This is a genomic window from Enterococcus sp. DIV0183 (assembly GCF_050541505.1).
GTDB lineage: Bacteria > Bacillota > Bacilli > Lactobacillales > Enterococcaceae > Enterococcus > Enterococcus faecalis.
The window spans coordinates 1660773-1674259 of the sequence record NZ_CP172932.1 but is presented as its reverse complement, the minus strand read 5'-3'; the positions used below and the strand labels follow the sequence as shown (position 1 = coordinate 1674259).

Annotated in this window: 14 protein-coding genes; 12 read left to right on the top strand and 2 right to left on the bottom strand. The window is 35.8% G+C overall.

All coding sequences use genetic code 11. The features are described from left to right. Positions 1 to 109: 109 nt before the first annotated feature. The 11 genes from IGK72_RS08240 to IGK72_RS08190 all read left to right on the top strand — a co-directional run bounded on the left by IGK72_RS08240 (position 110) and on the right by IGK72_RS08190 (position 10757). Positions 110 to 934, top strand: coding sequence for a toll/interleukin-1 receptor domain-containing protein (locus IGK72_RS08240; RefSeq protein WP_002407499.1), 825 nt, complete (start codon positions 110 to 112; stop codon positions 932 to 934). 16 nt (positions 935 to 950) lie between these two features. After that, positions 951 to 2312 carry a deoxyguanosinetriphosphate triphosphohydrolase gene (locus IGK72_RS08235; RefSeq protein WP_002381752.1) on the top strand — a complete coding sequence of 454 codons (1362 nt, stop codon included), beginning with the start codon at positions 951 to 953 and terminating at the stop codon, positions 2310 to 2312. Between the two features lie 211 nt (positions 2313 to 2523). Beyond that, positions 2524 to 2739: a hypothetical protein gene (locus IGK72_RS08230; RefSeq protein WP_002357102.1), complete on the top strand. Its 216-nt coding sequence runs from the start codon at positions 2524 to 2526 to the stop codon at positions 2737 to 2739. Positions 2740 to 2882: 143 nt separating this feature from the next. Beyond that, a complete protein-coding gene (locus IGK72_RS08225) occupies positions 2883 to 5654 on the top strand; it encodes a sigma 54-interacting transcriptional regulator (protein ID WP_002381753.1) in 2772 nt (923 codons plus the stop codon). 71 nt (positions 5655 to 5725) lie between these two features. Then, positions 5726 to 6145: a PTS sugar transporter subunit IIA gene (locus IGK72_RS08220; RefSeq protein ID WP_002389037.1), complete on the top strand. Its 420-nt coding sequence runs from the start codon at positions 5726 to 5728 to the stop codon at positions 6143 to 6145. 11 nt (positions 6146 to 6156) lie between these two features. After that, on the top strand, positions 6157 to 6627 hold the full coding sequence (locus tag IGK72_RS08215) for a PTS sugar transporter subunit IIB (protein ID WP_002357106.1): 471 nt from the start codon (positions 6157 to 6159) through the stop codon (positions 6625 to 6627). Positions 6628 to 6642: 15 nt separating this feature from the next. After that, positions 6643 to 7434 carry a PTS mannose/fructose/sorbose/N-acetylgalactosamine transporter subunit IIC gene (locus IGK72_RS08210; protein ID WP_002357107.1) on the top strand — a complete coding sequence of 264 codons (792 nt, stop codon included), beginning with the start codon at positions 6643 to 6645 and terminating at the stop codon, positions 7432 to 7434. After that, positions 7415 to 8248 (top strand): PTS system mannose/fructose/sorbose family transporter subunit IID, encoded by an 834-nt coding sequence (locus IGK72_RS08205; protein WP_002384383.1) that lies wholly within the window; start codon positions 7415 to 7417, stop codon positions 8246 to 8248. Before IGK72_RS08210 ends, IGK72_RS08205 begins: the two co-directional genes overlap by 20 nt. A gap of 10 nt (positions 8249 to 8258) precedes the next feature. Then, positions 8259 to 9335 carry an SIS domain-containing protein gene (locus IGK72_RS08200; RefSeq protein ID WP_023894449.1) on the top strand — a complete coding sequence of 359 codons (1077 nt, stop codon included), beginning with the start codon at positions 8259 to 8261 and terminating at the stop codon, positions 9333 to 9335. Further along, positions 9329 to 10333: an SIS domain-containing protein gene (locus IGK72_RS08195; protein ID WP_002369188.1), complete on the top strand. Its 1005-nt coding sequence runs from the start codon at positions 9329 to 9331 to the stop codon at positions 10331 to 10333. Before IGK72_RS08200 ends, IGK72_RS08195 begins: the two co-directional genes overlap by 7 nt. Positions 10334 to 10406: 73 nt before the next feature. Further along, positions 10407 to 10757 (top strand): DUF2200 domain-containing protein, encoded by a 351-nt coding sequence (locus tag IGK72_RS08190; RefSeq protein WP_002360043.1) that lies wholly within the window; start codon positions 10407 to 10409, stop codon positions 10755 to 10757. 10 nt (positions 10758 to 10767) lie between these two features. On the opposite strand, the gene IGK72_RS08185 is transcribed toward IGK72_RS08190, so the two are convergent. Next, the gene (locus tag IGK72_RS08185; RefSeq protein WP_002357112.1) at positions 10768 to 11118 is read right to left on the bottom strand and encodes an iron chaperone; all 351 of its coding nucleotides are present in this window, start codon (positions 11116 to 11118) and stop codon (positions 10768 to 10770) included. Between the two features lie 150 nt (positions 11119 to 11268). Continuing rightward, positions 11269 to 11418, bottom strand: coding sequence for a hypothetical protein (locus IGK72_RS08180; RefSeq protein WP_002357118.1), 150 nt, complete (start codon positions 11416 to 11418; stop codon positions 11269 to 11271). Between the two features lie 208 nt (positions 11419 to 11626). Between IGK72_RS08180 and IGK72_RS08175 the strand changes: the two genes are divergently transcribed. Next, complete coding sequence (locus tag IGK72_RS08175) at positions 11627 to 13462, top strand: LTA synthase family protein (protein ID WP_002370980.1); 1836 nt, start codon at positions 11627 to 11629, stop codon at positions 13460 to 13462. Positions 13463 to 13487: the final 25 nt, after the last annotated feature.

Genomic DNA, 13487 nt, shown 5'->3' with positions numbered 1-13487 from the left:
TTATAATTTTAGTATTGACTGGTTTCAGATAACGCTGTACGCTTAAAGAAATAGTATAGAATTTCACAAAAAAATGAAAACACAAATTTAACTTGGAGGATGTTGAGTATTGAGCAACGGGAAAAAGATTTTTATTAGTCATAGTTCAAAGGATCAAGAATATGTGGATGCGTTTATCCAATTATTGAAAAAGTTTGGGTTTCGAACACAGGATATTTTTTATAGTTCCACTATTGAAACAGGTGTACAGCCAGGAGAATTAATTTTTGACACGATTAAAAGGGAGCTAACCAATCAACCTGTCATGCTGTATTTTTTATCTGATCATTATTATAAGAGTATTCCATGTTTAAACGAAATGGGTGCTTCTTGGATGCTATCAGATAAACACTATCCAATTGCATTAAATAATTTTTCTATGAAAGATATGAAAGGTGTTATCAGTAGTGAGCGTTTGGCGATTGCGTTTAATGACAAGACAAGTACTAATGAAATCAACTGCTTATTAAAAAAGTTATCTCATGACACAGATGTACAAGCTGAGCCAGATTTTGAACTAAACGTTGAGAAAAATATTCAGCCATTCCAAAATAAACTGACACAACTGATTCGGCAAGCAAGTTATTTAAAACCTGATGAAAAGGGATATTTTGAAACGATTCTTAGCACTCATCGTCCTGTGTATGGCACAGCAAAAGGGGTCTATGACTGTTTTAAATTACCTAGCTTAATTGAGCCTAAAAGTTTAGGTTTAGACACGCTATCAGAGGATGAAAGCCATTGGCTATTCTTTTTTCTTACGTGGGGAACTTTTCAAGAAGGCGAAAAAGTGCGGTTTAAATTGAAAAAGGATAAGGCGTATAACAATCGGGAATTTAGTGATATTGGTAAATGTAAAAATATTTACGTCTCTTATTTAGAGAAGGTAGAGTAATTGGAGGAGGTAATAAATGAAAATGAATTGGCGTCAGTTGGTTGGTACATATCGTATTTCTGATAATGGTAAACAATATCAAAATGACTGGTTAAATAAGCAAGTTGATTTAGCCACAGAACTTCGTAAATCTTTTGATAGTGACTATCGTAGAGTAATTAAAAGTGATGCATTTAGACGCTTACAAGATAAAACACAAGTTTTTCCTTTAGAACGTAATGATTTTGTAAGAACACGTTTAACACATAGCTTAGAAGTGGCAATGCATAGCAGGGATATACTTAGATTAGTTATTTCACAGTTGAACGAACGAAACATTGAGGTTATGGAATTATCAGAATGCTATCGGTTGTTAGAAACAGCTGCATTAATCCATGATATCGGCAATCCCCCTTTTGGACATTTTGGAGAAGAAGCCATTCGTATTTGGTTTGAAAAAAATGGTCCTTTGTATGCTTGTTGGTCTGATTTTTCGGAGCAACAACAAAATGATTTTCTTAACTTTGAAGGCAACGCTCAAACCATCCGACTTTTAACAAAACTGCATCATGATAATGGGACTTCTAAAGCAGGAATGAAACTAACCGCCACGACATTAGACACAGTTATCAAATATACGGCATCTTCAGATCAATTAAATAAGCAACAGCTTTTGTCTAAAAAAGTTGGCTATTTTTACTCGGAAAAACAAGTGTTTAACGCCATTAAATTTGCGACAGGAACACAAAATAAGCGACACCCATTAGTCTTTTTGTTAGAAGCTTCAGATGATATCGCCTATACTTTTTCAGATATCGAAGATGCCTATAATTATGGTTTATACAGCTATCAAGATTTAAAGCAGTTTGTTGATGCGCAAACAGGAACAAAAAAATTTTTAATGTTAGAAAAAGATAAAACAGAAGAAGCTACCTTACAAGAATTTTTGAGAAAGACACAAAGGGCTGTTTGTCAAAGCGTAGCGAAAAATTTTGCTAATCATTATGACTTAATTATGAGTGGTATCTATCAAAATGAAATTATCATTGAAGATTGTGATGAAGTGAAATGCTTTCAGGCATTAAAAAACTTTTCTAGAGTCTATGTTTTTCAAACAAAAACAATTTTGGATCAAGAGGTATTGGGCTTCAATATCATCAATCGTTTACTAGATGAATTTGTTCCAGTCGTACTGAAATATGAAAAAGTTTCCATGAATAAGTATGAGGAGCGAATCTTTAATAATATTTCGGAAAGCGCGAAAGCGTTGTATAGAAGAGAAGCAAAGAACGCTACAGAAGCAGAAAAAGACTATTATCGTTTGAAAATGGCGGTGGACTTTGTATGTAATATGACGGATGGATATGCCAAAAAAGTTTATGATACATTATTCACTTAAAATTTGAGAAAAAGCTTCTCAGCGGTTGCCGCCGCTGAAGAAAACTAGTTCATTGCACAGGCTGATCGTTTCAGTAAAAATTTTAAAGATGCTAGTAATTTCACTGAAAATCGGGTACACTAAAATTAGCTAGTGTAACTAGCAAAAAAGGCAACTGGAATAGATAGGTTGTGCTGTCTATGAAGGGCTTTGTTTGTCAGGTGGTGCTGACATGCAAAGTGCCTTTTTTCTTTTTCTCAACATTTTAAGGACAAAAAACGATTGCAACATGTCACAATCGCTAACCTCGGAGAAAAAGGAATTTTTCTCCAATGGCCATTTCGATAACCTGTTGTGTGTTTCGAAACATTCAGAACGGTGGTGCGTTCTTTCAGTGCCTAATTATCCAATTCGTTTCTTGTTCCTCTATTTACAGTATACTGAATGAAAGCCTATTCTGCAATGATAGAATCAGGTTCCTGTGATTAAATAACATAAAAAATGGGCTCCTTATATAAAGAAAAATAACAAAAGAAATTTTGAATATTGACGTTTTTTTTAGGTACGTTATGATAAATGAGAGGTGATTTTATGTTAAAAATGCAAATTGTTGATTATTTACGCAATCAAACAGCTTTTTTTGAACCATCTTTAGTCAGTGAAATTTTCACAGCAAGCAATATTGCAACGACATTTTCTATCAAACGAAATACAGCTAGTCACTATTTAAATCAGTTAAACGAAGAAGGGATTCTAGTTAAGATCAATACACGACCAGTTTACTTTTTTCATAAAGAAGCGTTTCAACAACAAAACTATCTTTTAAAAAGAACTGTTTATCAAAGTTTCCAAGAAATGATCGATGAACAGCCTGCTTTTGATCGCAAAAGTGATTTTTTTCAGTCGGTCATTGGTTATCGCGGTAGTTTAGCTCAGACCATCGAACAATTAAAAATGGCAGCGCTTTATCCTGACGGTGGATTGCCTGTCTTAATTACAGGTGAAAGTGGTACGGGTAAAAGTTTTTTAGCATCCTTATATTATCAGTTTTGTCTTTCAAAAGAACTACTTGACGATTCAGCACCTTTTGTGACAGTTAATTGTGCGCAATATGCCAACAATCCAGAGCTTTTAACTAGTCAATTATTTGGGCATCTTAAAGGCGCTTTTACGGGAGCAGATTCCGATAAAATTGGAGCCTTTCAAAGTGCAGAAGGGGGCGTTTTATTTTTAGATGAAGTTCATCGTTTGAGTCCTGAAGGGCAGGAAAAGTTGTTTACATTTTTAGATCAGGGTATCATTTATCGGATGGGTGAAACCAATCGGCCCATTCCTGTTACGTGTCGGTTGTGCTTTGCCACAACTGAAGAAATTTCTAGCACCTTTTTAACGACATTTTTAAGACGAATTCCTATTCAAATTAAAATCCCAAGTCTTGCTGAACGCACTCAAGCGGAAAGAAAACAATTAATTATGCGAGCATTTTATGAGGAACAGCAAGCTATTCAAAAAGCAGTTACTATCACGCCACAAGTTATCCAACTTTTAGAAAATCACCATTATGTAGGCAATGTAGGTGAATTAAGAAATAATATAAAAATTATTACTGCACGCAGCTTTGCCGTCAATCTTGACAAACATGTTATTCCAATCACTTTGCACGATCTACCGAAAGAATTTCTGGATCAATCGATCAGACTAGCTCCTGATGAAAATGAATTGCCTATTCGTTTAGATGGGCAAACAAATCTGGTTAGTTTGTTAGAGGAAACAGAGCTTGCGCAAAGAAGAATTATCCAGAGTTATGAACGAATCCTTCGTCTTTATGTCTCTCACCATCATCATCTTTCCACTGCCAATAACGACATCTCGAAAGAAATTGAACGCTTATTCGATGATTTATTATTTGAAAAGAAGCGAGAGAAAAATCACGAAATGCTATTGTTTATTACGCAAAATATCCGTCAATTATTGGAAACGATTGAATCGTCTTATCAAATTCGGTTTAATGGCAGTTTAGTCTATGCATTAAGCACCTATCTGTTTCAACGAAGATGTATTGATTGGTTTCCAGAAAAAGAACCTACAACAGTCATTGACGAACTTTTAACAGAAGTTCAAACTAAATTAGCAACTAGTTATGGCTACGCTGAACAACTGTTAACTTTAGTGAAACGTTCATTAGATATTGAACTATCCCAGATGGATCGAATTATTGTCACCATTTATCTTCACTATTCGGGTTCAGTAAAGGAAAGTCACTATCCGAAAGCGGTGATTGTTGCCCACGGATATGCCACAGCAAGTAGTATTGCGAATGTTGCAAATCGGCTGTTAAATGTGCCAATTTTTCAATCGTTTGACATGCCGTTAGATGTTACTCCCAAAAAAATTTCCGAACACTTAATTCACTATATGGAACGTCAAGAAACGAGGAATGGTTTAGTAATTCTTTTTGATATGGGTTCATTGAAAGAAATTTATCAGTATTTTCCGGCAGAAGAAGAAGGTCCTTTTTTATTAATGAATAATGTGACAACAAGCTTGGCTCTGTCTATAGGAGAAGCCATTAAAGACGAAGTTTCTTTTGAAGAATTGCCCCAAAAAGCGTTAACGGTTCATCCAAATGAATGGGAAATCATATTACCTGAAAATAAAACGGAACGTGTCATTTTAACAACGTGTAGTACCGGAATTGGTACAGCCGTTAAAATTAGAGATTTACTTGAAAAAAGTTTACCTGCGGAAGCACAATTAAAGATTATTCCTTGTGAATATAATCAATTACGTAATGCAGAGTCGATCAAAGAAAGTTTCCCAGAATATGAGATTGTCGGCATCATCGGTACAAACAACCCGTCTTCAAATGACCTCCCGTATATCTCTTTAGAAGAGTTGATTGCAGGAAAAGGAATTACGACCCTTTTAGAATGGACAAAGAGAGAATTAACTAAAGATATGCTGTCCTATGTAAATCATGAGTTGATTCGTAACTTTTCATTAGATCGGGTCATTCAATCAGTGACGATTTTAGATACAGAAAAAATTATTCGACAAGTAGAAGTCTTTTTAATTCAATTAGAAGAGCGGTGGCAACAAACGATTCAAAATGATCGTAAATTGGCGGTATATGTCCATGTCAGTTGTTTAATTGAACGATTAATCCGGAATGAACCTATTGAAAATTATAATGGCGCCGAACAATTAAAGCAGTGTCAAAGAACGGTCTTGCAAGAGTTAAAAGAGGCGTTTAGTGTCATTGAAAAAGTTTATAGTGTCAATATACCTGAATCGGAGCTTTTTTATGTCTATGATGTGTTGTTTGGAAAAACGGAGTTTAACAACGCAGAAAGCGATTTTTAAAATAAAAAGGAGGGAGTGCCACTTTTTTGGCACTCTTTTTGCTATATAAAGAAGTAAGTGAGGTGAAGAAAATGGAACGTAAAATTATTCTGGCAACACATGGTAATTTCGCTGCAGGGATTCAGACATCATTAGCTTTAATTTGTGGTGAAACAAAGAATGTGGAATGTCTTTGCGCTTATATGGAACAACCTTATGATTTAGCCAAGACGGTCAAAGACATTTTAAAGAACAATCAACAAAATGAATTAATTGTGATTACAGACCTATTTGGCGGAAGCGTGAATAACGAATTCTTTAATTATGTGGGGAAACAAGCAATGCATTTAATTTCAGGATTAAATTTAGCAACGTTAATTGAAATATATACCCAAATAAATACTGTTGATTCATTAGTTGATTTAGTAAAACGCGCCGTTGAAAACGGACAAGAAAGTCTTTGTTATTGTAACGAGTTATCTAGTAAAGAAATTTTAGAAGAAGAATTTTAGGAGGAAATGAAATGATTAAATTGTTAAGAGTCGATCATCGCTTGTTACATGGTCAAGTGGCTTTTTCATGGACCCAAGGCTTAGGCGCCGATTGTATTTTAATCGCAAATGATGACGTACCTAAAAATGATATTCGAAAAACAACCATTAAGCTAGCTAAGCCAGCAGGAGTAAAACTGGTCATTAAAACGATTGAAGATGCGATTGCCGCACTAAAAAGTGGTGTTACAGAAAAATACAAACTTTTTATTGTAGTTGAGAGTGTGGAAGATGCTTATCGATTGGCTACTGCTTATCCAGAAATAAAAGAAATTAACTTAGGAGGGATGAAAGTAAGGGAAAATACTCGAAACATTTCTAAAGCAATTAATATTACGCCGGATGAAGAAAAAATGGTTAAAGAATTGGTCGCAAATGGTTGTGAAGTTGAAATACGACAAGTCCCAAATGACAAAAAAGTAGCAGCATTAAATGTCTTGTAGAAAGGAGAAATACAAATGATAGGACAAGCGATTCTTTTAGGTTGCATCGCTTTTATTGCGCAGTCGGAATATGCTTTAGGAACCTCGTTGCTTTCAAGACCAATTGTAACCGGTTTATTTGTCGGAATTGTATTAGGTGATGTTAAAACGGGCGTAATCATGGGCGCGACCTTAGAGTTAGCTTTCATCGGTTCTTTTTCAGTGGGCGCATCAATCCCACCTGATGTAGTGACTGGTGGGATTCTTGGTACAGCGTTTGCTATTACTGCTGGCGCAGGAACAGAAACAGCCTTAGTCTTAGGCTTGCCAATCGCAACGTTAACGTTGATTCTTAAAAATATTTATTTGGGTTTGCTCATCCCAATCATGAGTCAAAAAGCTGATCAGTATGCTGAAGAAGGAGCATATAAAGGGGTGGAGCGCATGCATTTACTTGCAGGCTTTGGCTTATCGTTCATGCTAGCGCTCATTGTAACTATTTCATTTGCCGTGGGTAGCAACACCATTAAAGGCTTACTTGATCTGATCCCTGAATTTATTCAACATGGGTTGTCTGTTGCAACGGGAATTATTCCAGCGCTAGGATTTGCGATGCTTGCACGCTTACTGATTAACAAACAAGTGGCGCCATATTTCTTTTTAGGCTTTGTCTTAATGGCCTACTTTAAGTTACCTGTAACAGGAGTAGCAATTTTGGGTGCCATTACAGCAGTAATTGTTGTGAATATCATGAATTATGCCAAAGGAAAGAATGAAACAATACAAACAACAAGTGGGGAGGTAATTGATGATGACGAAGACTTCTAAAACTAAGACAGAAAACTTAATTACAAAAAAAGAACTTAATCAAGTCTTTTGGCGTTCATTTCAAATGGAATTTTCATGGAATTATGAACGTCAGATGAATATGGCTTATGTCTATGCCATGATCCCTATTTTAAAGAAATTATATCCTCAAAAAGAAGAGATGGCGGCAGCTTTAAAACGGCATCTTGCTTTCTTTAATACCACGCCGCATATCGTGACGTTTATTTTAGGAATTAATGCTGCAATGGAAGAAGAAAATGTTCTGGACGAAAATTTTGAAGTTGGAACAATCGATAGTATTAAAACCTCGTTAATGGGACCTTTAGCTGGTTTAGGTGATTCCTTTTTCTGGGGAACCTTACGCTTGATTGCAACAGGTGTTGGAACTTCGTTAGCTTTACAAGGGAATGTGTTAGGGCCAATTCTATTTTTACTCATTTTTAACGTCCCCCATGTGATTGTTCGTTATTTACTGAATCGTTGGGGCTATAAATTAGGAACTGGTTTTCTCAAAAAGATTCAAGCAAATGGCATGATGGAAAGTCTCACATTAGGCGCTTCAATAATTGGCTTGATGGTGGTAGGTGCTATGACCGCCTCCATGATTGATTTAACTATCCCGATTACAATCAGCGGAAGTGGCAAAAATGCAGTCACGGTTCAAAGTATCTTTGACGATATCATGCCTAAATTATTACCGCTTGCATCTTTTGGTTTTGTTTTTTATTTATTGAAAAAAGAAGTAAAACCTTTAGCGATTTTAGGTGGCATGGCAATTGTCGGAATTCTTGGCTCATTAATTGGTCTATTTTAGGAGGCAAAATATGAAAACGATGCTGGATTATATAAATGAGGAGCAAGCAGCTCTAACTCAGATTCTTAACCAATTTCAATTAACTGATACAGACGTTTCAAAGGTCACGCACTGTCTAATTTTAGCAACTGGCTCGTCACATAACGCTTGTCAGGCGGCTAAAGTTTACCTTGAAGAAGTGGCGCCTATTTATGTGGAAATCCAAGAGCCGTTCAATTTTGCTCATTATGGCAAAGTGGATGATCGGTTTGATCTGGTCGTAGCGGTTTCACAAAGTGGTAAAAGTGCTTCAACAATTGATGCCATTGCAAAAATTAAAAACCAAACGTCTGTAAAAACAGTGGCCTTGACAAGTGATGTCACCAGCCCGATTACGGAGGTTGTGGATGAAGTCTTGGATTTAAAAATGGGGCTTGAAACAGTTGGTTTTGTCACAAAAGGCTATACGGCAACACTTTTAAATTTATTTCTATTTGGTTTGAAACTGGGCTATCAAAAGCATCAATTAACAAAAGTAGAGGTTGAAGAAGAATTAGCAAAACTTGCCAAAGCAATTCAGGAAATCGATTCGGTGATTTATAAAACCGAACAATTTTGGCAAAAAACGAAAAAAGAATTAACAGAGGGGACACGATTTATCGCAATTGGTTATGGGCCCAATATTGGTACGGCGAAAGAGTTTGAGACGAAGTTTACAGAAACAGTTCGCTTACCTTCCCAAGGATTTGAAGTAGAAGCCTATATGCATGGGCCTTATCTTGAAGCGGATACTACACATCTTTTGTTTTTTATTGAGAATCAAAGTCCTATTCAAGCACGTAGCCAAGCCTTGAGAAACTATCTAGCCAGTTATGTTGGCCAATGTTACACAATTACAACGGGTTCAACGAGAGCATCAAATACGTTAGGTTTAGCAAGTGATGTCGAAGAAAAAATTAGTCCTTTATTGTTAGTTATTCCATTTCAATATTTGGCGTATCAAGTAGCTACAAGTAAAGGAATTGATTTATCTCAACGGATTTTTGATGATTTTGATCGTGTCCTAAAAAGTAAAATAGCAAAGAAAGAGGGAAATCAGCCATGTTAAAATTTAATGAAGAACAACAAATCAAAGACATACGAGGTGCCTTAGCCTTGCGTTCAGATGTTGAAAAAGTTGTTGATCAAGTTTGGACGAAAGGATTTGATGCGGTCTATTATTTAGGAATCGGCGGTACTTATGCTTCAGCCATGCAAGCAGTTACTTATGCGAATGGAAAAAGTAATTTACCAATCTATGTTCAACATGCTGCTGAGTATTACACAACAGGCAATAAACGTTTAACAGAAAAATCATTCGTCATCTTGTCTTCCGTTACTGGGACAACACAAGAAGTGGTGCAAGCCGTTCAAGAAATCAAAAAGGTCGGCGCAACGTTATTTGGTTTTATCGATGCAAAAGACAGTCTTTTAGCAGATTTATGTGATTATGTGGTGACTTATCCAGCTCCAGGAACTGAGCAAATCAAGTTCTTTATGGTAGCTGATCGTTTAATGCAAAAAAACAACGAATTTACAGATTACGAAAATTATTACCAAGAATTGGAAGAATATTTGCCTACAGGTTTAGCTGAAGCCGAAAAAAGTGCCGATGCGTTTGGCTTAGCTTTTGCGGAAAAACATCGTCATGATAGCATTCACTATTTTATTGGCGCAGGGAACCAATGGGGAGCGGTCTATTCTTATGCAATGTGCTATTGGGAAGAGCAAAGTTGGCTTCGCTCAAAATCAATTCATGCAGCAGAGTTCTTACATGGAACGCTAGAAATTGTAGATGAAACTACGCCAGTAACGTTGTTTATTGGAGAAGACGAGCAGCGACCGTTGGCAGAACGAGTAGCAAAATTATTGCCGAAAATCTGTGCCAATTATACAATTATTGATTCGAAAGCGTATGAACTTCCAGGAATTAGTGAAAAATATCGTGGCCGAGTTGTTTCATTTCTCCTAATGCATGCGGTAACGCAACGCATTGATGCGCATGTAGAAAAATTAAATTGTCACCCATTAGAGATTCGTCGTTATTATCGTCAATTTGATTACTAAGACAAAATAGCCTCTTTTTCCAGCAAGCCTGTGGTAGACTGAAGAGAGAATACTTCAGAAAGTAGGAAAACCAATGACAAAACCGAAAATCTATACAATGACCTTTGCCAGTGTTTACCCGCTATACATCCAAAAAGCAGAACGTAAAAATCGAACGCAAGCGGAGGTTGACGAAATTATTTACTGGTTAACTGGTTATGATGAAAAAGGCTTGCAACAACAATTGGCTCAAAAAGTAACGATGGAAACATTTTTTGAAGAAGCACCCAATTTTAATGAAAATGCCCAATTGATCAAAGGCGTAATTTGTGGCTATCGCGTGGAAGAAATTGAAGATCCTTTAATGCAAAAAATCCGTTACCTAGATAAGTTAATCGACGAGTTGGCCAAGGGAAAAGCGATGGAAAAAATTTTAAGAACATGAAAACAGGGTCTCAATGAGACCCTGTTTTCATGTTCTCTTGTACACGGAATTTAACTATTTCCTGTATTAATGAAAGAGGTAACTCTTGCGTGTAGGGAAATTGAATGGCACCTTTCGAGGTTTTAAAAGGGCGTAATTCTTTGCTGAAACGTTGGATGGCTGATGGCGTAGGATAGAAACCTAAATGTTGCTTGGCCGCCGCAAAATGCACTAAATTGCCATTTAAGTAAAAGGTCGGCATTCCATAAGCGATTTTTTCAGTAGTCTCCTGAGGAACAACCGCTAAAATTGCTTGGTAGATTTCTGTTAACTGTGTTTGATGTTGGGGTTGCTGGCGAATATAGTTTGCAATGATGGTCATATAAAAACACCTCCGTTTGTTTCAGTATACTATGTAAAAAATAAAAGGCGAAGAAGATACAAAAAAACCGTCTAGTATTTTTTCTTTACTAAACGGCTTTTAGCTTAAATAACTACCTAAAGGGTCTTGCATGGAAATGTTTGTCACTCCTTAGTTTAATTGTTTTAAGTGTGCAATTGCTTCTTCAATTGTGTGACCAGTTGCTGTTTTACTTTCATTTTTTGCATCAAAAACAATGAAAATATTTTTGTCTGTGTCTAATTGAATACGGTATTGAATGTTTTTTACTTTGTAAGTCATAGTTATTCTCCTTTCATAAAGTACTCTAAAAAGGCGACGATAACTGATAACGAAATTCCATTGTTACTATACCACTGGAAAATTATTTTTGCAACAAATAACATTTTTTCTTTACCATTCCTTAGACTTCTTTGCTAGCTACTTCTTTACATTCTTTTTCAAGAAGCATAAAATAAATACATTACTAGTTTTTGAATAGGAGATCGATGTGAAAAAGAGAGTTGAGAAATTTAGACGATGGCCTTACCGCTACCTTTTGTATGGAATCGGGTTCATCTTATTAATTATTTTTAGTAATTTATATTTGCAATGGTGTCAGAATAACTTGTCTGTTGATTTAGCCTTCAAGTTTGCTTTTTCGTGGCATACGGAAAAGTTTTTCTTAGGTTGTTTTGTGCTAAGCGTTTTTTTACTTTTTTTATGTAGTTTGGCAGGCTCATTAGGAGTTGGCGCTCTTTTATATAGTGTCATAATAGGTGTTTTAGGATTTGCGGACTATCAAAAGATGTTTTATCGTGTCGAACCTATTTACCCAGACGACTTAAAAATGATCACAGAAGTTAGTTTATTAAAAGAAATGGTTGGTTTATGGCCGTTTATTTTTGTGGTTGCGTTAGGTTGTGTAGCACTTTTTTTCTTAGGAAAAGCCTTTTATAAAAGTTTCTTTTTATCGAAGAAAAAACAAACGATTCGTGTGTTAAGTCTTGTTCTTTCGATTGGTCTATTTTCATATATTGGTGATTTTAACAATCCGCAAAATTTGTTACGTAAAGCCTATAATAAAACCGCGTTATGGATTCCTTACAGCCAAAAAATGAATTACTACAATACAGGATTTATTGGTGGTTTTCTATATAATTTAAAAGTAGAGGCTATGGACCAACCAAAGGGTTATTCAAAAGAAGCTATTTCAGAAATTACTCAGAAATATCAAAAGTTGGCCGAGGCAAAACCAGTGCCGAGCAATGAGCAACCAAATATTGTGTTTGTCATGAGTGAAAGTTTTTCAAATCCAGATCATCTGAAAGGCTTGTCCATTATTGGTAATCCTTTAGCTGATTATCAGCAAATCGCTGATAAAACTTACAGTGGCCAGATGCTTTCACAAAACTACGGGGGCGGAACTGCGAATATTGAATTTGAAGCCTTAACAAGTTTTTCGATGGAATTAATGAATGCCCAAATGACTACACCTTATACAATGATGATTCCTAAGATGACGGAATTGCCTTCCATTGTTTCATTACTTAAGGAACAAAAGTACCAAACAACGGCTATTCATCCGTACAATACATCTATGTATAAACGAAAAGATGTATATAAAATTTTAGGTTTTGATCAATTTATCAATGAAAAAACAATGAACTATACAGATAAACTAGAAAATAATCCTTACATTTCAGATCAAGCAGCGTATCAGGAAGTGACGACACTGCTTAAAGAAAAAGAGCAACCGCAATTCATTCATTTAGTTACTATGCAAACACATATGCCTTATGAAAATAAATACACAACGTCCAATTATTTTTCTCAAGGAAACGGCAATCAAGTCGCGCTCAATAATTACTTGCAAGATATTGCCTACAGTAGCGAAGCTTTGAAAAATTTCCTACAAGAAATCGAAAAAATGCCCAAACGCACATTAGTCGTTTTTTGGGGAGATCACTTACCAAGTATTTATGATGAAAACATTCAAGCGTTGAATGAAGGGGCAGCCCTTCACCAGACAGAATTTCTAATGTATGATACGGCGAACCAGTTAACAGAAAAAAATCAGCATCAAGCAACTATTAGTCCATTTTATTTTGCTCCCTCACTGTTCCAACAAAGCGGCTTACCGCAATCGGGATTTTACGCTATGCTAAATGAGGTACAAGAACAATTGCCTGCTTTTGAAAAGGGGAATTACTATCTCGGTGGGGAATGGAAAAAAACAGTAGAAATGAATAAAAAGCAAGAACAACTATATGAGGAATACCGACTGATTCAATATGACATTGTTTCAGGGAAGCAATATAGTTTAGAAAATCAATTTTTTAGCTAAAAAAAACACACGAAATATTCGTGTG

Excerpts from the sequence above, each read along its gene's own strand:
- IGK72_RS08190 (WP_002360043.1), top strand. The coding sequence starts at position 10,407 with ATGACAAAACCGAAAATCTATACAATGACCTTTGCCAGTGTTTACCCG.
- IGK72_RS08210 (WP_002357107.1), top strand. The coding sequence starts at position 6,643 with ATGATAGGACAAGCGATTCTTTTAGGTTGCATCGCTTTTATTGCGCAG.
- IGK72_RS08180 (WP_002357118.1), bottom strand. The coding sequence starts at position 11,418 with ATGACTTACAAAGTAAAAAACATTCAATACCGTATTCAATTAGACACA.
- IGK72_RS08235 (WP_002381752.1), top strand. The coding sequence starts at position 951 with ATGAAAATGAATTGGCGTCAGTTGGTTGGTACATATCGTATTTCTGAT.
- IGK72_RS08215 (WP_002357106.1), top strand. The coding sequence starts at position 6,157 with ATGATTAAATTGTTAAGAGTCGATCATCGCTTGTTACATGGTCAAGTG.
- IGK72_RS08230 (WP_002357102.1), top strand. The coding sequence starts at position 2,524 with ATGCAAAGTGCCTTTTTTCTTTTTCTCAACATTTTAAGGACAAAAAAC.
- IGK72_RS08225 (WP_002381753.1), top strand. The coding sequence starts at position 2,883 with ATGTTAAAAATGCAAATTGTTGATTATTTACGCAATCAAACAGCTTTT.
- IGK72_RS08200 (WP_023894449.1), top strand. The coding sequence starts at position 8,259 with ATGAAAACGATGCTGGATTATATAAATGAGGAGCAAGCAGCTCTAACT.
- IGK72_RS08185 (WP_002357112.1), bottom strand. The coding sequence starts at position 11,118 with ATGACCATCATTGCAAACTATATTCGCCAGCAACCCCAACATCAAACA.
- IGK72_RS08205 (WP_002384383.1), top strand. The coding sequence starts at position 7,415 with ATGATGACGAAGACTTCTAAAACTAAGACAGAAAACTTAATTACAAAA.
- IGK72_RS08195 (WP_002369188.1), top strand. The coding sequence starts at position 9,329 with ATGTTAAAATTTAATGAAGAACAACAAATCAAAGACATACGAGGTGCC.
- IGK72_RS08220 (WP_002389037.1), top strand. The coding sequence starts at position 5,726 with ATGGAACGTAAAATTATTCTGGCAACACATGGTAATTTCGCTGCAGGG.